The following is a 21,703-nucleotide window of genomic DNA, read 5'->3' on the forward strand; positions in this document are numbered from 1 at the left end:
ATTGCATGGTCTTTTGCACGGATGCCGCCGGTTCGATCGGTCATGCCCGCATCGCCTTGCCCAGTGGATCGTATGGCGACGAAGCGATGACGCGCGCACCTCTTTCGACGCCGACGATGTGGGTTGTCAACTGCGTATCGATCTCGGCCGCCTCGCGCTCGACCAGCGCCATGGCGAGGCTCTTGCCGACCGTATGGCCATAGCCGCCGGAGGTGACGAAGCCGGTGAGCCCGCCTTTGTTCCAGATGGGTTCGTAGCCGCTGGCATCGGCATCCGCCGCGTCGATTTCGAGCGTCACCAGCGTGCGCCGGGATTTAACCTGCCGCTCCTTCAGCGCCGCCTCACGGCCGATGAAATCGCCCTTGTCGAAAGCGATCCAGCGGCCCATTCCGGTCTCATCAGGCGTATAGTCCTGCGTGAACTCGCGTGACCAGATGCCAAAGCTCTTTTCGAGCCGCAGCGAATTGACCGCGCCGAAGCCATATTCGGTCACATCAAGATCCTTGCCTGCCGACAGCAGCGCACGGCGCAGGCCCGCGTGCTCATTGGCCTCGCAATGGATCTCGTAGCCGAGCTCGCCGATGACCGACAGCCGACCGACCTTGGCCCGCACCAGGCCGACATCCAATGTCTTGCAGGCGAGGAAGCCGAAAGCCTCGTGCGAGACATCCTGGTGTGTCAGCCGCTCGAGCAGCATTCGCGCATTGGGTCCGGCGAGCGAGAAACCGACTACCGCATCGGAAATGTCGCGGACGGTGACGCCGTCGCCCAGATGCTGTTCGAACCAGCGCATATGCCATTGGCGCAGATAGTAGGATCCCATGATCCACCAGGAGCCATCGCCCCAGTTGAAGACGGTGAGATCGCCCTTGAGTTTGCCGTTTTTGCCCAGCATCGGCGCGAGCTTGGCGCGTCCCGGCTTGGGCAGCGCACAGGCAAGCAGCCGGTCGAGCCAAGCCTCGGCCCGCGAACCGGTGATCTCGTAGCGCGAGAAAGCTGATATATCGAGCAGGCCGACACCTTCGCGCACTTTGCGGCATTCCTGTGCGACAATGTCGAAGGCGTTGGAGCGCTTCAGCGTCGGTGTCTCGACGAAGCCTTGCGGCGCGAAATAGAGCGGCACTTCCATGCCCCATGAATTGCCCCAGCGCGCGCCGGCGGCATCCATCGCGTCATGCGCGCCGGCTGTCTTCAAGGGCCGTCCCGCCGGCAGCTGCTCGTTGGGATAGCTCATGACGAAGCGGCGCGAATAGAACTGCCCGGTGGTCTGCCTGATGTATTCGCGGTTGGAGGCGAAGTCGCCATAGCGGGCGATGTCCATGCCGTAGACGTCGGCTTCCGGCTCGCCATGGATCATCCATTCGGCCAGCGACTTGCCGACGCCGCCGCCTTGCAGGAAACCGGCCATGACGCCGCACGCCACCCAGTAATTGGGCACGCCGCGCACCGGGCCGACCAGCGGATTGCCGTCCGGTGAGAAGGTGAAGGCGCCGTTTACCCAGCGCTTGATGCCGGCTGTCTCCAGGCAGGGATAACGGCTGAAGCCGAGCGCCAGCTCGTCGGCGATGCGGTCGGTATCTTCCTGGATCAGTTCGATGCCGTAGTCCCAGGGCGCCCCGTCCATGTTCCAGTGTTTGTGGTTGACCTCATAGATCCCAAGCAGAAGGCCTTTCTGCTCCTGGCGCATGTAGGTGAAGCCTTCGAGATCGACGATCAGCGGCAATTCCATGTCCAGCGCCTGGATTTCGGGCAATGCCTCGGTGACGAGATAATGGTGTTCCATCGGCGATACCGGCAGGTCGATGCCGGCCATCCTGCCGACCTGCTTGGCCCACAGTCCGCCGGCATTGACGACGTGCTCGGCAATCACCGTGCCCTTCTCGGTGACCACGTCCCAACCGCCATCGGCGCGGCGGTTGAGTTCCAGCACCCGGTTGTGCTCGATGATGTCGGCGCCGCGCAGCCTGGCTGCCTTGGCATAGGCGTGCACGACGCCTGAGGGATCGATATGGCCCTCGCGCGCGGCAAAGAGGCCTCCCAGCATGCCGTCGGTGTTGAGGATCGGGCAGCGCTGCTTGATCTCATCGACACCGACCAGGTGGACATCGTCGATGCCCATGGTCTGGAAGATGCGGTAGGAGGCCTTGAGCCATTCCCAGCGCTCGGGCGCCGAGGCGACCGAGATGCCGCCGGTCATGTGCATGCCGATGCTCTGGCCCGATTCCTTCTCGACCTCGGAGAGCAGGTCGATCGTATAGGCCTGCAGGGCGGCGATGTTGGGATCGGCGTTCAGCGCATGGAATCCGCCGGCCGCATGCCAGCTCGATCCCGCTGTCAGTACCTCGCGTTCGATAAGCGCGACGTCGCTCCAGCCGAACTTCGCCAGGTGATAGAGCACCGAGGCTCCAACCACGCCGCCGCCGATGACGATCGCCCTGTATTGGGATTTCATCCTGTCGCACTCCACCCAGTCAGTGTGGCGTACCCTATCGGTATTGTACATATGTGTCTAGAGCTTGGCGGAGGACGGAATGAACGGTCCATGATGTCGCTTTGCGCCGATGCGGCAGAGGGGCGCCTCCGCTGCTGTCGGCAGCAAACGTGCTTGCTATTTGGGCCGATGCGCGCCCGCGAAGTCGCCAGCCGCGGGGGCCGAACGGGCCGTACTATCGGTTGCGCGAAAGCGTTTTCTCGACATAGCGCGAGAAGTCTTCGACATCCTCCGCCGGAGGCTCCTGGCCGGTGAAGCTGCGCAGATAACCGGCGACGTGAGGCAGGCGGCTGCTCATCGGCTCGTTGAGCTCAAGCGAGTAATAGCCGATCTGCATGAAGTACAGCACGCGGGCTCGCACGAACGCGTCTTCTTCCTCATAGCCGTGGCGCATGAACATGTCGCGGATGGCGTTGACGCGCTCCTCGTCGGCCTCGTCGAGCGCGCGCCTGATGGCGGGCGAGCGGCGGGCCCAGGCCCTGATCGCGAAATCCAGCTGCGGATCGAACAGTTTTTCGTCCACCCAGCATTCGAAAATGCTCATCACCCCGCGGATGACGGTCGCGGAAGGCCGCCTGGCCCGTTCGACGATGAACCTGGTGTTGGTCTGCCGCCAGTAATCCAGCAATTGATCGAGCAGATCCTGTCGGCTCTTGAAATACCAGTAGAAGCTGGAACGCGACACATCGAGCTTCTGTCCAAGCGTCAGCACGCGGACGCGTTCGACACCGTCAGAGATCAACGTTTCAAGCGCAAGCTTCAGCCAGTCTTCGCGAGTGGCCTTGATATTGCCGGTGGCGCCGGCGCGCTGAATCGTCGTTTCGAGAGCTGCCATCGACACGACGCATGACACGCTGCCTCAGGCAAATCAAGGCTATGGACATTTGTGTACAGACCAAATCGGCCCCAAGCCGAACGCATCGTGGCTGTTGGCTGCATCGAGGCTCGATGGGGCATTGTCGTCGCCCGCCATCCGCGCGGCGCAAGCGGGGATTTTTGTCGCGGCTGCTGGTTCACTGTTTGCTTTCCCGCGAGGCAATTGTCTGGCAAATACCAGTTCAGACAGATGCCCGCGCGGCCAACAAGCAGGAACATACGATATGACGCTGTTTCGAAAGAACCTCATCGATGGCGAGTGGGTCGGCGACGCCGGTTCGCGCAACATCAACCCCTCGGATACCGGTGACATCGTCGGCGATTATGCCTCGGCGGGTGTCGAACAGGCCAAGCAGGCGATCGCCGCGGCCAAGGCAGCGTTCCCGGCTTGGTCCCGCTCCGGTCCGCTGGCGCGTCACGCGGTGCTGAAAAAGGCCTCCGACGAGATTTTGGCGCGCAAGGACGAGATTGGCCGCAACCTCGCGCGTGAGGAAGGCAAGACGCTGGCCGAAGGCATCGGCGAGACCATTCGCGCCGCCCAGATTTTCGATTTCTTTGCCGGCGAAACGTTGCGTTTGACCGGAGAGGTCGTGCCGAGCGTGCGGCCGGGCGTCGGCGTCGAGATGACGCGCGAGGCGGTCGGCGTGGTCGGCATCATCACGCCGTGGAATTTTCCGATCGCCATTCCGGCCTGGAAGATCGCTCCGGCGCTGACACACGGCAACACCGTCGTCTTCAAGCCGGCGGAGCTGGTTCCCGAGAGCGCCTGGACCATTGTCGACATCCTGCATCGCGCCGGCCTGCCAAAGGGCGTGCTCAATCTCGTCATGGGCAAGGGTTCGGTGGTCGGTCAGGCGATGCTCGACAGTCCCGACGTCAACGCCATCAGCTTCACCGGCTCGGTCGGTACCGGCAAGCGCGTTGCCGCGGCAAGCATCGAACACATGCGCAAGTTCCAGCTTGAAATGGGCGGCAAGAACCCACTGGTCGTGCTCGACGATGCCGATCTTGCGATCGCCGTCGATTGCGCGCTCAATGGCGCCTTCTTCTCGACCGGCCAGCGCTGCACCGCGTCGTCCAGGCTGATCGTGACTGAGGCCATCCATGACCGTTTCGTCGATGCCCTCAAGGATCGCATGAGCAAACTGGTCATCGGCGATGCGCTCGACGCGCAGACCCAGATCGGTCCTGTCGTCGACGCGACGCAGCTGAAGCAGGACGAGGACTATATCGCCATCGGCGTCAGGGAAGGTGCCACGCTCGCCTTCGGCGGCGAGCGGCTCGACCGCAAGACGCCAGGCTTCTATCTGCAGCCGGCATTGCTGACCGAGGCCACCAATGCCATGCGCAGTTCGCGCGAGGAGATTTTCGGACCTGTCGCCAGCGTCATTCGCGTCAAGGACTATGACGAGGCGCTTTCCGTCGCCAACGACACGCCCTTCGGCTTGACCTCCGGCATCTGCACCTCGAGCCTCAAGCATGCCACGCACTTCAAGCGCAATTCGGAGGCCGGAATGGTGATGGTCAACCTGCCGACGGCGGGTGTCGATTTCCATGTTCCCTTCGGCGGCCGCAAGGGTTCGAGCTATGGGCCGCGCGAGCAGGGCCACTATGCGGCGGAGTTCTACACCACGGTGAAGACGGCCTATACGTTCGCAGGCTGATCGGCCGTCGACCGATCAGCCTGACTGATCGGTCACTGCCGATCATGCCGGCAACACCGCCATGCACATCTGGATTGGACGGCGCGAAAGGATGACAGTGCAAGATCTGATCTGGCTTAACCCGCCGCCGCACCATTCTATCGACGGCGACAGCGTTCGTGTGCGCACCGGTAAGGAGACCGATTTCTGGCGCGAGACCTTCTACGGTTTCTGGCGCGACAACGGCCACTTCCTGCACCGGCCGGTCGAAGGCGATTTCAGCGCCGAAGTCACGGTCAAAGGCGACTACGAAGTCCTCTATGATCAGGCCGGGCTGATGGTCCGGCTCAGCGAAACGCACTGGATCAAGGCCGGTATCGAGTACACCGACGGCCTTGCCTATTTCTCCGTTGTCGTCACCAACGACACGTCAGACTGGTCGCTGGTCGCCATTCATGCCGATCCGAACGGCGTCAGGATCCGGTTCACCCGTCACGCCGAGGCGATCCGCGTCCAGTACCTCGATGCTTCCGACGGCCACTGGAAGCCTGTGCGGCTTGCCTATTTCCCGACCTCGAAGACGGTCGATATCGGCATGATGTGCTGTTCGCCGCAACGCGAGGGCTTTGAGGTAACGTTCTCCGATTTCTCCCTCGGTCCGCCGATATCGCGGGAATTGCACGATTGAGATGTGCGGTCTTGCGCTGAACCGCAAGCACTTCGACCTTTGCCGCGATCAAGTCTGTAGACCGCCGCGTGCCTCTGTCCGTGCCGGGAGTTGGTCGCGGCACTGCAGCCGGCGAGATCGTCAGCCAGTTGCGACGCCGCCAGACGGCTCGAAATTTTTAGCCCGGGTTCGGCTCAAGGCGAATATGCCAGGCAGTACGTTGCAACGCTATTGGCATCCGCGCTAGGAGTTGCCGACGGGCAGGTTTCGAAGGGCTGTCAAAAGAGTCGTCTATTCCAGGGCGCTAAGGTTTCTTGACGTTCCGCCCGTGCTGTGGTCGCAGGGCATCGGGCATTTCTGCGATTTCGCCGGGCCGCGCTGGTATCGCAACGCGCCAACTGCATCGACGCAGAGCGAGGCATTTTTCCGCCAACATTACAGCGGCGCGCATGGCATCGTCTGGCTGCGCCTGAGCACCTTGTCCAGGGATGCGCAAACCTGCGACCTCGACACGTTCGTCAGGATCGTGCTGCCGACGATCACGGCACCGTTCACGCTGCTGACGACCGACGGAGATGCTTCGGTGCCGTCGGATCTGGCGAAGGACACCGTCGACCAACTTCTCGCCAACCCTTTCCTGGTCTCTTGGTACAGCCAGAATTGTGACGGCACTCACCCCAGAGTGAAGCCTTTCCCGATCGGGCTCGATCTTCACACGCCTCGGTCCCTTGCCACGCCGGCAGGGCTTGTGAAGCAACTGGAAATCATACGCGCCCGGCAGGATCATGTGGACCGCCGCCCGCCCAGGCTGTTCTCTGATTTCAGCATCAGCAATGGCTCGAGGCAGCGCCGGGAACTGCTTGATGCCCTGGGCGGATGTCCGCATGTCGATTTCCTGACGAAACGGGTCTCCCAGCGCTCGATCTGGCAACTATACTCGCAATACCCGCTCGTGCTGTCCACCGAAGGCAATGGCCTGGACTGCCATAGGACATGGGAGCTGTTTTATCTCGGCTGCATCGTCGTCACCAGGACCTCGCCGCTCGACCCGCTCTACCAGGGCCTGCCTGTCATTATCGTCGACGACTGGCATGAGGTGAGGGACCCCGATGCGCCGAGACGCTGGATAGAGCAGGTCGCGCATCTGACCGACCGGGGCCATGTTTGGGGACGCTTGCATCCGCAAACCTATCTCGGCCCCATTCGGCAAGAGCTTCAGCACGCATCCTGATAGGGCAGACCACGAAATTCCGGCTGGACGTGGTGCGAAGCGGGGCTCCTGCAAGCGATGTGGAACGATGTGGCTCCTCCATATCTGGTGGAGGGACGGATCATGTGCCAGCCTCGTCCAGCCCCAGCCCGCCGCGGACAGCATTGCGGATGGCTTCTGGGCCGAACCTTGCCCAAACCGCTTGATGCGCGCGGATGCGCTGCCGTGCCCTGCGGTCGGCATCCAGGCAGAGTCCGACAGCCATTCCGGCAAGCCCTTCATCGGTATCCGACAGCAGCAGCTCCTCCCCGTCGACCAGATCCAGGCCCTCGGCCGCCAGAGGCGTGGCGATCACCGGCACGCCCCACGCCATCGCCTCCAAAATCTTGATGCGGGTGCCGCCGCCTGCCGCAAGCGGGATGATGGTGAGATGCGCTCTCGAAAGAAGCGGCGCCATGTCTTCGGGGTCTTCGACAAGCTCCACGCCCCGCAATCCTGCCAGCGCTTGCACGGCCGTTGTCGGGTTGCGCCCAGCGAGAATCAATGTCGCGGTCGGCAAGGCCAGTCGGATGCGCGTAAGTATGGAGCCGGCTAATCTCTGGACGGCGTCGACGTTTGGCGGATAGCCGAGATGGCCGACGAACAGGATCACCGGAAAGCTTTCGCCGGATCCGGGCTCGGCGGGCAGCGTTTCGGGGCTGTGCCCGGCGTGCGGAATTCCGTTTGGAACGACATCGATCGGCAACTTATGCCGGGAAAGCGCCATCAACCGCTCTCGATCCTGGCTCGAGCAGACCCAGACCCGGTCGACAAGGGCAATCGCTTTTCTCTCGAGACGCCTGATGCCCGCGCTGATCGTCGCCACCGCAGGCCGCTTCACATCGACGTGCCGCAACTGCCCCGCCAAGTCGGACTCGACGTTGTGCATGTCGAGGATGAGATGTTTCGTCAATGCCCGCAAAGGCCGCAGCAGCTTGAACAGGCCGATGCCCTCGATCAGCACCGTATCGGGGCGGAAGTCCCGAACCAGTGCCTCCAGCCGCGTCAAGGCGACGCGCGAGATGCGACGCTCCGCCCTTATGCGCCACCACCCGATCGAAGCGGAGCGGGCCTCTCCCTTGATCGACAAGGCTTCGGTGCGGATCGACGGATCGGTTGTTTCCGTCGCCTGCGGCAGCACAGACACCAGGCAGACCGGGCCGAATTGCGCAGCAGACTCAGCATTGCGGTAGTTCCGCAAATCCGCGCCGGAGATCGGCGGAAAGGCCGGATCGTGGGACACAACCAGCACACGTCGCCCGGCTTTCGCCGCGGAGGCAGCGTCGAGCGGTTGTGCGTCCGCGGGTTTCAAAGCGGACGCTCTGGGCTTTGCGCCGGAGGCTTCATTCCAGACGACATGCGCGACGGCCCCAAAACCACAACAATCGGCTTCGACTTGTTCAGCCGAACGCCGCTTTCGTCAAGCGCCGCATCGTCGCTGAATGTCAGATGCACCAGCTGCGCGCCCTGCCGAATGTCACCATCGCCTGGACCACGCCAACCAGCGGCCCGCCAGATGCTTCCATGATGAGGTGAGCCTTGTCCGCCGATAGGCGTCACCGGCCATCTTGATGCCTTGCGCCTGCGTCGGGAATGGATGGATGACGTCGGCCAGCGCCCGCAATCTCATGCCCGATTTGATCGCCAGCGACACCGCATTGATCATCTCGCCGGCATGGCTGGCGACGACCGTGGCGCCCAGGATGCGGTCGGACCCCTCCCTGACGTGGATTTTGACAAAACCCTCCTCCTCGCCGTCCATCACCGCACGGGCGACATCGTGCATCAGCACCGTATAGGTCTTGACCGGAATGCCGCTCTGGCGCGCCTCCGCCGGATAGAGGCCGACATGGGCGATCTCCGGATCGGTATAGGTGCACCACGGAATGACCAGTTCGCTCAGTTTCCTGCGTCCGAGAAACAGGGCATTGCGCACGACCATGCGGGCTGTCGCCTCGGCGGTATGGGTGAATTTGTAGGCGAGGCAGACGTCGCCCGCCGCATAGATGCGTGGATTGGCGGTTCGGAGATAATCGTCCACCTTGATGCCGTCGGCATCATATGCCACCCCGGCGTTCTCCAGGTCGAGACCGTCGACATTGGGCGATCGGCCGATGCCGGTGATGATCTCGTCGACGGAAATCGTTGTCGTGATGTCGTCGCACACCAGGTCGGCGAGCTTCTTGCCGCCTTCCGTTCGTACCGCCACCACCTCGGTGTTGAGGCGAACCTCGACACCTTCGCGCGCCAGCGCGTCCGAAAGAATTTGGGCGGCATCGCGTTCCTCACCGGGCAGGAACATCGGTTCGCGCTGCGCCTGGATGACCTTCGCGCCCAGCAGGCAGAAGGCCTGCGCCGCTTCGCAACCGAGTGGTCCGCCGCCGATGACCAGAAGCCGCTTCGGGCACTCCGTGAGATCGAACATGGTCTCGTTGCTGAGATAGCCGGCGTCGGCAAGCCCCGAGATCGTCGGCAGCCTCGGGCGCGCGCCTGTCGCGATCAGCGCCTTTCTGAAACGCAAGGTTTGTCCGGCGACCGTGACAGCGTCCCTTCCGGAAAACCGCGCTTCACCGAAATAAAGGTCGATGCCTTCGGCAATCAGGCTATCGGCGGCATCGGCGCGGCTGATCCGCTGCCGGATCTGCCGCATCCGCGTCATGGCGCGCTGAAAGTTGACGTGAAGACGGTCCGGCATGTCGCCGCCGAAATTCTCGGCGTCGCGCATGTCGGCATAAAGCCTTGCGGTGCGGATGATCGACTTCGACGGGATGCAGCCGACATTGACGCAAGTTCCGCCGATCAGGTTGCGCTCGATGAGCGCGACCTTTGCGCCGAGGCCGGCCGCTTCGTAGGCGGCGGTCAGTCCAGCCGGTCCGGCACCGATGACGACGAGGTTGTAGGGACCGTCCGGCTGCGGGTTCTTCCGGTGCGGCGGATGGGCGCCCTTGATCAGCTCAATGTCGTTGTGATCGACAGGAAAGGCGGCAGCCCTGGTCCGGTCACGCGACATCGCCGCCACCCGACGCCGGGCTTGCCGGCTGAGACAGCCAGCCGCCATTGAATCCGGCCTTGCGCAAGCCGTTGCGGATGTGTTGATTTGACCGCATCAGTCTCCAGATCAACCCTGACCGATGGTTCTCGATCATCATCACCACGATGCCTTGATCCAGCCCATAGTGGCCTTCCGACACCCAGCCGTGCCTCCCGAATTTACGTCGGTTCGCCAATGTCGGATTGAAACCGCTCGGCAGTCGGAAATTGTCGATCACCTCGGGGTAGCGATCACCGAGATGGCGCAACGCCGCCAGGCAGATCTCCGGGGCGAAAGGCAGTGATGCCGGATAGGACCAAGGCGCGATCGTCCCGTCATCGGGCCCGAACGGCGCGCCGCGCGCGGCATAGCCGGAAAACCGCCGGCGCTGTCGCTCCACGCTGGTGCGAAAACCGCCTGGCCCGTCGCCCGCCGAAAGACCCCAAAGGTTCTCGTCGTAGCCGCCATAGCCGTAAGGGTTGTGGCGTGCATAGTCGCGATGCAGATAGGTCGAGCGGCGGCTGTTTTCGAAATAGTCCGAGTTCTTCTCGCGCATGAAGGCGTCGCGGATGCCGGCGAAATCGATCCAGGCATGCGAGAACTGGTGCATGAACAGCGGACCGCCATACAGCACGTCGTAGCCGTAAATGTTCTCCCACTGATAGGTCGCCGTCCAGCCCTCGTAGCTGTTGTCCGAGGTCGGGCTGTCGGGCGAGGCCATCGACAGGACGTAGAGGATCGTGGCTTCGTTGTAGCCCTCCCAGCCATAGTGGAGAAAGCCGCTCCTCGGCTTCCAGCCTTGTCGCAAGGTCGGGCTTGAGCCTTGTGCCCACCGCCAGTCGACGCGCCGGTAGAGCGCCTCGGCCAGTTGGCGGATTTCGGCTTCCTCGTCATCATCACCGGAGAAATAGGCGCCCGCCACCAGCATGCCCGATATCAGCAATGCCGTATCCACCATCGACAGTTCGCAGCGCCAGACGCGCAGGCCGGTCCGCATGTCGAGGAAATGGTAGTAGAAACCCTTGTGGCCGGTGACCTCCTCGCCATTGCCTTGCGAGCCGGCCGAGAAGAAACGCAACGCGGCCAGCGTCAGCTTCGCGGCGGCATCGCGCGCCATCCAGCCGCGCTCGACGCCGACCGGATAGCTGGACAGCGCGAAGCCGACGACAGCGATGCTGGCCGGCGAATTCGGCCGCGAGGTGTCGGCGACCAATCCGTTTTCGGGGTTCACGTTCTCGAGGAAATAGTCGAAGGCGGCGCGCTGATAGCGGTCCAGAAGCTCGTCGTCGGACAGCGCGCAAGGCTCGGCCCTAAGCAAAAGAAGCAAGCTCCCGTCGGATGGCTGCAGCGTCCGTCAACCGCCAACCAGTTGCCCCGCGCCGGCAGGTCATCACGCATGCTGAACTGTCATGCCGCGTCATAGCTTTCCCGCATAGCTTTGTTGCGTCAACGTCGATTCGACGTCTGGGACTATACGCCCCTACGCTCCAGTTCGTTGCGTCGTCACGCGGAATTGAGATGCGTCCTGCCTCAGTAGGTGGCGCGGCCGCCGGAAACGTCGAATACGGCGGCGGTCGTGAACGAACACTCTTCCGAGGCGATCCAGCAGATCAGCGCCGCCACCTCGTCGACCTCGCCGAAGCGCGCCATCGGTATCTTGGACAGCATGAAGTCGATGTGCTCCTGGCTCATCTGCCTGAAGATCGCGGTGCGCACGGCCGCCGGTGTGACGCAATTGACCGTCACCTTGGTCTTGGCCAACTCCTTGCCGAGCGACTTGGTCAGGCCGATCACCGCGGCCTTCGAGGTGCTGTAGGCCGAAGCGTTGGGATTGCCTTCCTTGCCGGCGATCGAAGCGATGTTGACGATGCGGCCATAGTTGCGCTCGAGCATGTGCGGGACAAGCGCCTTGTTGCAATAGAAGACGCCATTGATGTTGATGTCGATGACCTTCTGCCAATCTTCGACCGAGTAATTCCAGGTCGTCATGTTGGGTCCGGTGATCGCCGCACTGGTGACCAGGATGTCGACACCGCCAAGCGCTTCGATCGCCGACTGTTTGGCGCGTTCCACGCCGGCCGCATTGGCGACGTCAATGGCAACACCGTGGAGGCCGGGAAGGGTAGTCCTGGCCTGTTCGATCTGAGCAGGATCGCGATCCCAGACTGAAACCCGTCCGCCCTCTTCGACAATCCTCTGAGCCACTGCCAGACCGATGCCCGATGCGCCGCCGGTGATCACCGCCGCTCGACCGCTGAACCGTCCTGCAAAATTCATCGGCATCTGATTCTCCCCCCGTCACCTGAACCCGATGGACGCCAACCACGCGCGACCGCCATACCATCGACGGCGACTGTGCGGTCACGATCAGGCAAGTTCAAGCCGGCATGCGAGTCCGATCGTCTGGGCCAATCCCGTTACCCGGGACTCCCCTCGAGCTCTCTGCCCAGCGCCTTCACCATCGCCACCAGCGCCGGTCCGATCTCGGCATGCGCGCGCTCTTCCGTGATGATCTCGCCGATGCCGCCGCAGGTGATGGCAACCAGCGGCGAGCCGTCACTCGGACGGAACGGCACGCCGACTGCATGGATGTAGCTGTGCCAGGCGCCGAACGACGTCACATAGCCCTTGTCGGCATACTGGGCGATCGCATCGTCGATCGCCGCCGCGATCATCGCCGCCCTGTCCGGCTCGGCCTCCTGCAAAGCCCCCACAAGGCTGGCACGCTCCTCGGATGAAAGTGCCGCCGCATAGGCCAGCCCCATCGATGTCTTCCAGATCGGCAGATAGGAGCCCGGGTTGAGGCGCAGCGTGACAAGGCTCTCCGACCGGCAGTTGGCGAGATAGACCATGTTGAGGCTGTCGCGGGTGCCGAGCGCCACCGCCGCCCCCGTCAAATCGGCCAGCGGCTGCATCAGCGGCCGGGCGACGTGGACAACCGCACTGGAACTCAGTGCCGAATAACCCAGCGCCACGGTGGCTGGTCCCAGGCTGTAGCGGCCAAGGTCCTTGTCGTAGAGGAGATAGCCGAGCGCGCTTAGCGTATAGGTGATGCGCGAAACCGTGGCCTTGGGCAGGCCGGTGCGGGCAATGATGTCCTGATTGCCGAGTGAGGCATCGCCCGGGCGGAAAGCGCGCAGGATGCCGAGCCCGCGCACCAGCGACGACGAAAGCTGCGCGCCTTCGACTTCAAGCTCCGTCTCGTCCCTGGTGGCTCGCTTGCGCACGCTGAGGTCTTTCTGGCGTCGTCGTCCGCCTGTCCGGCCGGTGTCGCCGGCGTTGTATCAAAAATGAAATTAAATTCCATTTATATTGACAGGCGCTTTCCCCCACTGTCAATATGCTTCCCTCGATGGCATCTCCAAGCGCCCTGTGCCATCTTACGAAGCCCCTCCTTGTGAAGGTAGCCACGTGTCTCGCTATATTTTGCGCCGGCTTATCGCCATGCCGTTTCTGGTGCTCGGCATCGTCACCATTGCCTTCCTGATCACCACGGTGACCAAGGGCGATCCGCTGACCGCGATTGTCGCCGAACAGCAGATGAGCAACCCCGAAGTGGTGGCCGCCGCCAAGGCGCGCTGGGGTCTCGATCGTCCTTTGCCGGAACGCTATATGATATATCTTGGGAATCTGCTGAGCGGCGATCTTGGCACCTCGTTCATCACCAAGCGCAATGTCGGCACCGACATTCTCTACCGCTTGCCGGCAACGCTCGAACTGGTTTTCGCTGCGATGATCTTCGGCACCACGCTCGGCATTGTGCTTGGTGTGCTGGCCGCCTATTTCCGCAACAGCCTGATTGACCATGGCGCGCGGCTGTTCGCCTTGTTCGGCTCTTCGCTGCCGGTGTTCTGGTCGGGGCTCGGCCTGTTGTTCATCTTCTCCGTCATGCTGAACTGGCTGCCGGGGCCGGGCAGGGTCGATGCCCGCCTGGCATTACCGCCCGGTATCACCGGTTTCCTGACCATCGACTCGTTGCTGGCCGGCGACTGGACGGTGTTTAAGGATGCGCTCTGGCACCTGCTTCTGCCGGCCTTCGTGCTCGGCTGGACGGTTTCCGGCACCATATCGCGGCTGGTGCGCGCCAACATGCTGGATGTGATGAGCCGCGAGTTCGTGCTCACCGCGCGCGCCAAGGGGGCCAGCGAATTCCGCGTCGTCATTGTCCACGCGCTGCGCAACACCATGGTGCCGACCTTGACCGTCATCGGCTACTCCTTCGCCTATCTGATCACCGGCGCGGTGCTGACCGAGACCATCTTTTCCTGGCCGGGCATGGGTTCCTATGCCGTCGAGGCGGCGCGCGCGCTCGACTTCCCGGCAATCATCGGCGTTACCATCGTCGGCGGCCTCGCCTTCCTGGTCACCAATCTCATCACCGACATACTCTATGTCGTGGCCAATCCGCGCGTGAGATTGAGCTGATGTCGGCGGTCGAAACCAGATCCCGTTCCACCGCTGTTCCCGAATGGCTGACCGCGCCTTTGGTCATCGGCACGATCGTCATCCTGTTCTGGCTGTTCATGACCGTCTTCGCCAATCTGGTCGTGCAGTTCGATCCGCTCGAAATGGTCGCACGCCGGCTGCAGCCGCCGAACTGGGCGCATTGGCTGGGCACCGATGCGCTCGGCCGCGATGTGCTGGCCCGCACTCTGCACGGGGCCGCACATTCGTTGCCGATCGCGGTCCTGGTCGTCGTCTCGGCTGTGGTGATCGGCTCGCTGCTCGGCGCCATTTCCGGCTTCGTCGGCGGCCTCACCGGCGCGGCGATCATGCGGCTGGTCGACGTGACCTTGTCGTTCCCGCCGATGCTGCTCGCCATGGCCGTCGCGGCGTCGCTCGGGCCGGGCCTCGGCAATGCCGCCATCGCCATGGTGCTGGTCTGGTGGCCGGTCTACGCCCGGCTGATGCGGGCGCAGGTGCTGGAGGTGAAGGAGCGCGAGCATGTCGAGGCGGCAATCGCCGCCGGCGCCAGGCCGCGGCGCGTGCTGTTCACGCACATATTGCCGCTTTGCTGGACTCCGGTGCTGATCAGCGCGACCATGGATTTGGGCCAGGTCGTGCTGCTTGCCGCGTCGCTCAGCTTCATCGGTCTCGGCGCCACGCCGCCGACGCCTGAATGGGGCTCGATGATCTCCGATGGCGCCGTCCATTTCTATCAATGGTGGATCGCCTTCGGTCCCGGCGTCGCCATCCTCACCATCGTGCTCGGCTTCAACTTCATCGGCGACGGCTTGCGCGACATTCTCGATCCAAGGTCGGACTAGGCGATGAGCGCACAGATATCTTCAGCGCGCTCCGGCGCCGTCGACAAGGCAGGTGAGCAGGAGCCGCTGCTCTCGATTCGTGGCCTGCGCGTCGGGTTCCGGCGGGCCGGCGACCAGTTTGAAGCGGTGCGAGGCATCGACCTCGACGTCGCCAAGGGCGAGGTGGTCGGCATTGTCGGCGAGTCCGGTTCGGGCAAGTCGGTCGGCATGCTCGCCGCGCTCGGCCTGACCTCGAAGAACGCCGTGGTTACCGGCTCGGTCCGCTTCAACGGCGACGAACTGGTCGGCAAATCGTCACGCGAAATGCGCAAGATCAGGGGCGCGTGCATAGCCATGATTTTTCAGGACCCGCTGTCCTCGTTGAATCCGGTGATGACCGTCGGCGCCCAGATCGCCGAGGCGGTCAGGCTGCATCAGCGCGTCACCCGCAAGCAGGCCATGGCGCGCGCGGTGGAACTGCTCCATCTGGTGGCGATCCCGCAGCCGGAGCGCCGGGTGAACCAGTATCCGCATGAATTCTCCGGCGGCATGCGCCAGCGCGCGGTCATCGCCATGGCCGTCGCCAACGATCCCGATTTGCTAATCGCCGACGAACCGACCACGGCGCTCGATGTCACGGTGCAGGCGCAGATATTGGCCGTGCTGCGTTCGCTGCAGGAGCGGCTCGGCCTTGGCCTGGTGCTGATCACCCATGATCTAGGCGTCGTCGCCGGTCATGCCGACCGCGTCGCGGTCGTCTATTCCGGCCGTGTCGTCGAACAGGCTGGCGTGTCCGAGCTGTTCGCCGACCCGCGCCATCCCTACACGCGCGGGCTCATTGCCTCGATCCCCAACCTCGAGGAAAGCCGCGAGCGGCTGTTCTCGATCGACGGTTCGCCGCCCGCACTTGGCCGCTTGCCGGGCGGCTGCGCCTTCCATCCGCGCTGCATCTATGCCGAGGCACGCTGCCGGACCGAGGATCCGCCTTTGCACGACATAGGCGGCCGCTTCTCGGCCTGCCATTTCGCGACGACCTTGCCGCCCTTCCATAGTGCTGCGCTTGCGGCGGCAGAACTGGACAGTGGAAGCATGGCCCCATGAGCGCAGTGGAGCAAATTCAAGTCGAAACCAAGCCGGCGGCAGCGCTTTCCGTGCGCCATCTTGTCAAGGATTTTCCGGTTCGCGGCGGCCTCGTCTTCGACCGCGCGGTTGCCCATGTGCGTGCGGTGGCCGATGTGTCCTTTGACTTGGCGCCGGGCGAAACGCTGGGCCTCGTCGGCGAATCCGGTTGCGGCAAGTCGACCCTCGGACGCTGCCTGATGCGGCTGATCGAGCCGACCAGTGGCGAAAGCTGGTTCCGTGGCCAGAACCTGCTCGCCCTCAACCACGAAGACATGCGCCTGATGCGGCGCTACATCCAGCTGGTCTTCCAGGATCCGTACGGGTCGCTGCATCCGCGCATGCGCATTGCCGACAACATCGCCGAGCCTTTGCGCATGAGCGACATGTCGGCGGCCGATCGCCGTGGGCGGGTGGCCGAACTGCTCGAACTTGTCCGGCTCAATCCCGATCACGGCAAGCGCTATCCGCACGAACTGTCCGGCGGCCAGCGCCAGCGTGTGGTCATCGCCCGCGCGCTTGCGCTCAACCCGCAAGTGGTGATCCTCGACGAACCGGTTTCGGCGCTCGACGTTTCGGTGCAGGCTGGCGTGCTCAATTTGCTCAGGGATATTCAGCAGTCCTTCGGCACATCCTATCTGTTCATCGCACATGATCTTTCGGTCGTGCGCCACATCTCGCACCAGGTCGCGGTGATGTATCTCGGCAAGATCGTCGAGATCGCACCCGCGGCCGAACTCTACTCCAGGGCGCTGCACCCCTATACCCAGGCGCTGCTGTCGGCGGTGCCGCTCGCCAACCCCGAGAAGGAGCGCAAGCGCGAGCGCATCGTACTGACCGGTGACGTGCCGAGCCCGCTCAACCCACCATCCGGCTGCCGCTTCCGCACGCGCTGCTTCAAGGCGCAGGCGATTTGCGCTGCCGTCGAACCACCGCTCGATCCGGCTGGTGGTTCGCATCGCGTCGCCTGTCATTTTCCGGAGCCGGTCAACACTTTCAGGGCTGTCTGACAGGCCCGCCGAATTCATCCGCGAAGGAATTTTGATCGTGACTGAGGACCATTCCGAAAATGCCGCCACGGCTGGCCGCGCGCGCCTGCCGCTCGAAGGCATCAAGGTTCTCGATCTTTCGCGCGTGCTGGCCGGTCCGTGGGCGACGATGAGCTTGGCCGATCTCGGCGCCGAAGTCTGGAAGATCGAGAATATCGATGGTGGCGACGACACCAGGGCGTGGTCGGTGCCGAGCTACAAGGGTGTCTCAACCTATTATCTCTGCGCCAATCGGGGCAAGCAGAGCATCGCGCTCGACATGAAAAGCCCGCAGGGGCTGGCCATCGTGCGCGAGTTGGCAGCGAAGGCCGACATCGTCGTCGAGAATTTCCGCGCCGGCACCGCCGATCGCCTCGGTGTCGGTTTCAAGGAACTCAGCGCGTCAAACCCGCGGCTGATCTATTGCTCGATTTCCGGCTACGGCCAGACCGGGCCCGATGCCGGACGGCCCGGCTATGATTTCGTCATGCAGGCCGAAAGCGGCCTGATGGCCATCACTGGCGAGAGCAATGGCGAGCCGATGCGTGTCGGCGTCGCCATCACCGACATCGTCTGCGGCATGGTCGCCACGCAGTCGATCCTGGCAGCGCTTTACGAGCGCGCGACGACCGGCAAGGGCCAGTTCCTCGACCTGTCGCTGATCGACTGCGCGCTCAGCCTGCTGATCAATGTCGGCAGCGGTTACCTCAACACCGGTCGAGAGGTTGCCCGATACGGCAATGCCCATCCGACGGTCGTTCCCTATCAGATATTCGAAGCCTCCGACGGCGGCTTCGCGCTGGCCGTCGGCAACGATCGTCAGTTCGCAGCCCTGTGCGAGCAGGTCGTGGACTTGCCACATTTGGCTGGGGATGCGCGCTTCATCAAGGCAGGCGCGCGCGCCACCCACCGCGAGGCGCTGATTCCGCAGCTGGCGGCTGCCTTCAGGACCAAAACGCGAGACCACTGGATGTCGGCTTGCGCCGCCGCCAGCGTGCCGGCCGGCACCGTAAAATCGATACCGGAAGTCTTCGACAGTCCCAATGTGCGCGAGCGCGGCCTCGTTCAGACCTTGCCGCATCCGCATCTCGGTTCCGTCGCCATGGTGCGTCCGGCGCAGGGACTTGCCGCGCAGTTGACCGCCGACTTCACCGCGCCACCGATGCTGGGCCAGGACACAGCTGCCGTGCTGGCCGACGTGCTCGGCTACAGCGCCGAGACCATCGACCAGTTGGTCGGCACTGGGGCTGTCAGCGTCTATGCGCCTGCCGCCGAACCGATCCCCGCCTGATCTTTCACGGAGCGTGACAGCCCTCGTCGCATTTGCGGTCGACTGAGTGGTTCTCTACTTCAAGAGCGCGAAGAGCCGTTCCTTGTTTTGGCGCTATTCCCAAGGGAAAGCGCTTCCCACTTTTCCTGGAATTGCTCGGCCGGTTATTTCTGCTGACCGTAATTCTTGTAGCGCCCGCGAATGGCGGGTATCTCGCTGCCCTCGATGAGCACCGGTGTGCCGGCGCTGCGCGCCAAAAGGTATTGCCGAGCCAAGGTCTCGAGCTTGATGGTGCGGATGAGCGCCATGTCGAGATCGCCGCCGAAAGCGATCATGCCATGATTGGCGAGCAGGCAGGCCGACCTGTCCTTGAGCGCGACGACGGCAACCTTGGCCAGGTCGCTTGACGCGAACAGCGCATAGTCCGAACAGCGCACATCATCGCCACCGAAACCCGCGACCATGTAATGGAACAGCGGCAGTCCCTCGCGCAGGCACGATAGCGCCACGCAATGGTCGGGATGGGCATGGACGACGGCGCCGGCCTCGGGAAAGGCCTTGTAGATCTCGGCGTGCATTTCCCATTCGCTCGATGGCCTGAACGCACCGTCCCAGGCTCCATCGAGCTGCATCGCCACCATCTGCTCCGGCCGCAAGGCGCTCGTGGCTATTCCCGTCGGCGTGATCAGCATGCCGGCTGTCGTGCGCACGCTGATGTTTCCGGTGGTGCCGACATTCATCCCACTAGCGTCCAGCGTCTGCGTCGCGGTGATCAGGCTGGCGCGTGCAGTCTCGGTGTCCATCACGATGCTTTTCCTGTGGTTGGCCACATGACAGGTTTTGCCGGTGGCCATGTGTCGATCGCCGGCGCGACGGTGGTCGCCCGTGTCATGTCTTGCAGGACGTCGGCGAAAATATCCGGGCCGCCGAGCTTTCCCGATTTCAGTATCAGCGCCAGCGGATCGGATGGCAGGTCGGGGAGGTGGGCGATGGCGCGCGACAGTCCCGGGCCCTCATAGGCGCCCATGGCGATCCGGTCGATGCCGAGCGCCTTGACCACCGAACCGGCTGTCTCGCCGCCGGCGACGACGAGCCGGCGGACGCCGAGTTCACGCACCAGAATCTGTGCAATCCCGGCCAGGATCTCTTCCGCCCTTGCTGCCACCACATCGCGGCCGTGCGCCTGCTGCAGCGCTTCGACCGTCGCTTGCGGCGCGGTCGTGGCAATGGCGATCATCGCACCGGGCAAATGCCGCTCGGCAAAGGCACGCGCTTCGGCCATGATATCGGCGCCGGCAAAGGCGCTGGCAAGGTCGATCGTCAGCAGTGGATTGTTGCGCGCAAAACGCTCGAGCTGTTCGATGGTGCGGTCGGCGACGCTGCCGGCCAGCACCGCTGCCGGCCCTTCGACGGCCGGCAGGCTGGCGGCAACGAGATCGCCTGAATTCAGCAGCCCATGCGTGAGCCAGGCCGGCGGCAGATGCGCGGCGACCGAGGAATTGCCGGTCATCAGCGGCAGGTCGAAGGTCGCTTCCGCGATCGCAACCAGGTCGCGCTCGCGGATCGTATCGGTGATCAGCAGTATCTCGCCGCCCGCGCTGTGCTCTCGTATGGCGTTGCGGATGGCCTCCGACCCGGCATCGACGACGAGATAGGGCACCAGCCCGACCTTGCCTTTGCTCTGCGCCTGCAGCACGCGAACCAGATTGGAATCGGTCATCGGCGTCAGCGGATCGAAGCGCTTGGGCGATTCACCCAGCAACTGGGCGCCGCCGAACATGTGTCCCTGATAGACGGTGCGGCCGGTCTCACACAGGGCCGGGGTGAACAGCGTGACGCCGCCGCCAAGCCGCCCGAGCAGCGCCTCGGCGCAAGGACCGATGTTGCCGGCAGGTGTCGAATCGAAAGTGGCGCAATATTTGAAGAAGATCTGCCGGGCACCAGCTTCAAGCAACCGGTCCGCCGCCTCCAGAACCTGGCGCACCGCATCGCTGGCCGCGATGACGCGTGTCTTGAGCAGGATCACATGGGCAAGATTGCCTGGTGGGATCGGCGCACTCAGTCCGACCGTGCATCCCGTTGGAATGCCGCGCGCCACCAGCATCGACGCCAGCTCGGTGCCGCCGGTCAGATCGTCGGCTATGGCGCCAAACAGGAGTGAAGGCGTCGCGGTCATGCGCCCCGTCTCATATCCGTCTGCACCATGGCTGCCCGTCTCACAGTTGCCTGTCTCATGTCGGTGGTCAGGCCATTCGTGGTATCATATACACAGCCCACGCGACGCAGGCGACGCCTGCGCTGTTGCAAGAACGGAGAGCGGATGTGACTGCTTCTATCGCGCCGATCGCGCGCGACAATCTGACGACGCGCGTCTACGAGGAGCTTCGCCGCGCCATGATGGAAGGCCGTTTCTGGCCGGGCCATCGCTTCAAGATCCGCGACCTCGCCGCCAGCCTTCAGGTTTCCGAAACGCCGGTGCGCGAGGCGCTGATGCAGCTGGTGCGCGAAAAAGGCCTGGAGATGGAGGCCGGTCGTTCGATCACCGTCGCCCAGCTGTCGCTGGCCCAATATCTGGAACTGCGCAGCATCCGGCTGCATCTCGAAGGCATGGCGGGCGCGGCGGCAACGACGCGCATCGAGCCGCGCGAGATCGACCGTCTGGCCGAAGTGCATGACAGGCTGATTGCCAACGAGGACAATGGCCATTGGTTCGAAGCCGTCCGCGACAATTGGGAATTCCACCACTCTATCTACCAGGCGGCGCAAATGCCGGAGCTGCTGGCCATCATCGAGGGCATCTGGCTGCGCAACGGGCCGCTGGTGAACTATCAGTACCCGCACGCCAGGCCGACCTATGACGGCCGCCACAGGCACCTCGACATTCTCGACGCGCTGCGGGCGCGCGACGAGAACGGCGTGCGCAAGGGCATTCAGCAGGACATGATCGAAGGCGGCCGCCTGTTGGTCAAGGTGCTCGAGCGGCTGAACGACGGTGCGGTCACGCCCGAGGAACTGCGCCGCGCGGCGCAGAACGGCCGACTGGTGTCGGCCGCCGGCTGAACGAACTTTTTCTCCGAACCGCA

Annotated in this window: 18 protein-coding genes; 9 read left to right on the forward strand and 9 right to left on the reverse strand. The window is 63.6% G+C overall.

Annotation, left to right across the window (positions count from 1 at the left end):
- Window positions 1-40: 40 nt before the first annotated feature.
- Together NKH06_RS21045 and NKH06_RS21050 are read right to left on the reverse strand one after the other, a co-directional pair.
- Window positions 41-2,452 (reverse strand): GcvT family protein, encoded by a 2,412-nt coding sequence (locus NKH06_RS21045; protein ID WP_352893848.1) that lies wholly within the window; start codon window positions 2,450-2,452, stop codon window positions 41-43.
- A 214-nt stretch (window positions 2,453-2,666) separates the two neighbouring features.
- Window positions 2,667-3,326, reverse strand: coding sequence for a TetR/AcrR family transcriptional regulator (locus NKH06_RS21050; protein ID WP_164779967.1), 660 nt, complete (start codon window positions 3,324-3,326; stop codon window positions 2,667-2,669).
- 265 nt (window positions 3,327-3,591) lie between these two features.
- Here NKH06_RS21050 and NKH06_RS21055 point away from each other — a divergent pair, with 265 nt between their 5' ends.
- The 3 genes from NKH06_RS21055 to NKH06_RS21065 all read left to right on the forward strand — a co-directional run bounded on the left by NKH06_RS21055 (window position 3,592) and on the right by NKH06_RS21065 (window position 6,908).
- On the forward strand, window positions 3,592-5,031 hold the full coding sequence (locus tag NKH06_RS21055; protein ID WP_023811552.1) for an aldehyde dehydrogenase family protein: 1,440 nt from the start codon (window positions 3,592-3,594) through the stop codon (window positions 5,029-5,031).
- Between the two features lie 91 nt (window positions 5,032-5,122).
- Complete coding sequence (locus NKH06_RS21060; protein WP_352719537.1) at window positions 5,123-5,698, forward strand: DUF1349 domain-containing protein; 576 nt, start codon at window positions 5,123-5,125, stop codon at window positions 5,696-5,698.
- Window positions 5,699-6,005: 307 nt separating this feature from the next.
- Window positions 6,006-6,908, forward strand: a complete 903-nt coding sequence (locus NKH06_RS21065) for a hypothetical protein (RefSeq protein ID WP_352893849.1) — start codon at window positions 6,006-6,008, stop codon at window positions 6,906-6,908.
- A 100-nt stretch (window positions 6,909-7,008) separates the two neighbouring features.
- On the opposite strand, the gene NKH06_RS21070 is transcribed toward NKH06_RS21065, so the two are convergent.
- From NKH06_RS21070 to NKH06_RS21090, 5 genes are all read right to left on the reverse strand, one after another.
- Entirely contained in the window at window positions 7,009-8,178 is a 1,170-nt protein-coding gene (locus NKH06_RS21070; RefSeq protein ID WP_032909249.1) for a glycosyltransferase, read from the reverse strand.
- Window positions 8,179-8,403: 225 nt separating this feature from the next.
- On the reverse strand, window positions 8,404-9,936 hold the full coding sequence (locus NKH06_RS21075; protein ID WP_023811556.1) for a mercuric reductase: 1,533 nt from the start codon (window positions 9,934-9,936) through the stop codon (window positions 8,404-8,406).
- Window positions 9,926-11,275, reverse strand: coding sequence for a glucoamylase family protein (locus NKH06_RS21080; protein ID WP_023811557.1), 1,350 nt, complete (start codon window positions 11,273-11,275; stop codon window positions 9,926-9,928). Before NKH06_RS21080 ends, NKH06_RS21075 begins: the two co-directional genes overlap by 11 nt.
- Window positions 11,276-11,487: 212 nt before the next feature.
- The gene (locus NKH06_RS21085; protein WP_352551182.1) at window positions 11,488-12,240 is read right to left on the reverse strand and encodes an SDR family NAD(P)-dependent oxidoreductase; all 753 of its coding nucleotides are present in this window, start codon (window positions 12,238-12,240) and stop codon (window positions 11,488-11,490) included.
- A 134-nt stretch (window positions 12,241-12,374) separates the two neighbouring features.
- Entirely contained in the window at window positions 12,375-13,184 is an 810-nt protein-coding gene (locus tag NKH06_RS21090; protein ID WP_023811559.1) for an IclR family transcriptional regulator, read from the reverse strand.
- A 184-nt stretch (window positions 13,185-13,368) separates the two neighbouring features.
- On the opposite strand from NKH06_RS21090, the gene NKH06_RS21095 reads away from it, so the two are divergent.
- The 5 genes from NKH06_RS21095 to NKH06_RS21115 are packed head-to-tail and all read left to right on the forward strand — an operon-like array spanning window position 13,369 to window position 18,641.
- Entirely contained in the window at window positions 13,369-14,382 is a 1,014-nt protein-coding gene (locus NKH06_RS21095) for an ABC transporter permease (RefSeq protein ID WP_023811560.1), read from the forward strand.
- A complete protein-coding gene (locus NKH06_RS21100; RefSeq protein WP_081734862.1) occupies window positions 14,382-15,224 on the forward strand; it encodes an ABC transporter permease in 843 nt (280 codons plus the stop codon). The genes NKH06_RS21095 and NKH06_RS21100 overlap by 1 nt, the downstream gene beginning before the upstream one ends.
- Window positions 15,225-15,227: 3 nt before the next feature.
- Window positions 15,228-16,304: an ABC transporter ATP-binding protein gene (locus NKH06_RS21105; protein ID WP_352893851.1), complete on the forward strand. Its 1,077-nt coding sequence runs from the start codon at window positions 15,228-15,230 to the stop codon at window positions 16,302-16,304.
- On the forward strand, window positions 16,301-17,332 hold the full coding sequence (locus NKH06_RS21110; protein ID WP_352439770.1) for an ABC transporter ATP-binding protein: 1,032 nt from the start codon (window positions 16,301-16,303) through the stop codon (window positions 17,330-17,332). The genes NKH06_RS21105 and NKH06_RS21110 overlap by 4 nt, the downstream gene beginning before the upstream one ends.
- A gap of 37 nt (window positions 17,333-17,369) precedes the next feature.
- Window positions 17,370-18,641 (forward strand): CaiB/BaiF CoA transferase family protein, encoded by a 1,272-nt coding sequence (locus NKH06_RS21115; RefSeq protein ID WP_023811564.1) that lies wholly within the window; start codon window positions 17,370-17,372, stop codon window positions 18,639-18,641.
- A gap of 143 nt (window positions 18,642-18,784) precedes the next feature.
- Here the strand turns inward: NKH06_RS21115 and NKH06_RS21120 are convergent, their stop codons facing one another.
- Complete coding sequence (locus NKH06_RS21120; RefSeq protein ID WP_023811565.1) at window positions 18,785-19,423, reverse strand: class II aldolase/adducin family protein; 639 nt, start codon at window positions 19,421-19,423, stop codon at window positions 18,785-18,787.
- On the reverse strand, window positions 19,423-20,796 hold the full coding sequence (otnK, locus tag NKH06_RS21125) for a 3-oxo-tetronate kinase (protein WP_352893854.1): 1,374 nt from the start codon (window positions 20,794-20,796) through the stop codon (window positions 19,423-19,425). Before otnK ends, NKH06_RS21120 begins: the two co-directional genes overlap by 1 nt.
- A gap of 146 nt (window positions 20,797-20,942) precedes the next feature.
- On the opposite strand from otnK, the gene NKH06_RS21130 reads away from it, so the two are divergent.
- The gene (locus tag NKH06_RS21130) at window positions 20,943-21,680 is read left to right on the forward strand and encodes a GntR family transcriptional regulator (protein WP_023811567.1); all 738 of its coding nucleotides are present in this window, start codon (window positions 20,943-20,945) and stop codon (window positions 21,678-21,680) included.
- The last annotated feature ends 23 nt before the right edge of the window (window positions 21,681-21,703 follow it).

Source organism: Mesorhizobium sp. M1342 (assembly GCF_040317955.1).
Taxonomy (GTDB): domain Bacteria; phylum Pseudomonadota; class Alphaproteobacteria; order Rhizobiales; family Rhizobiaceae; genus Mesorhizobium.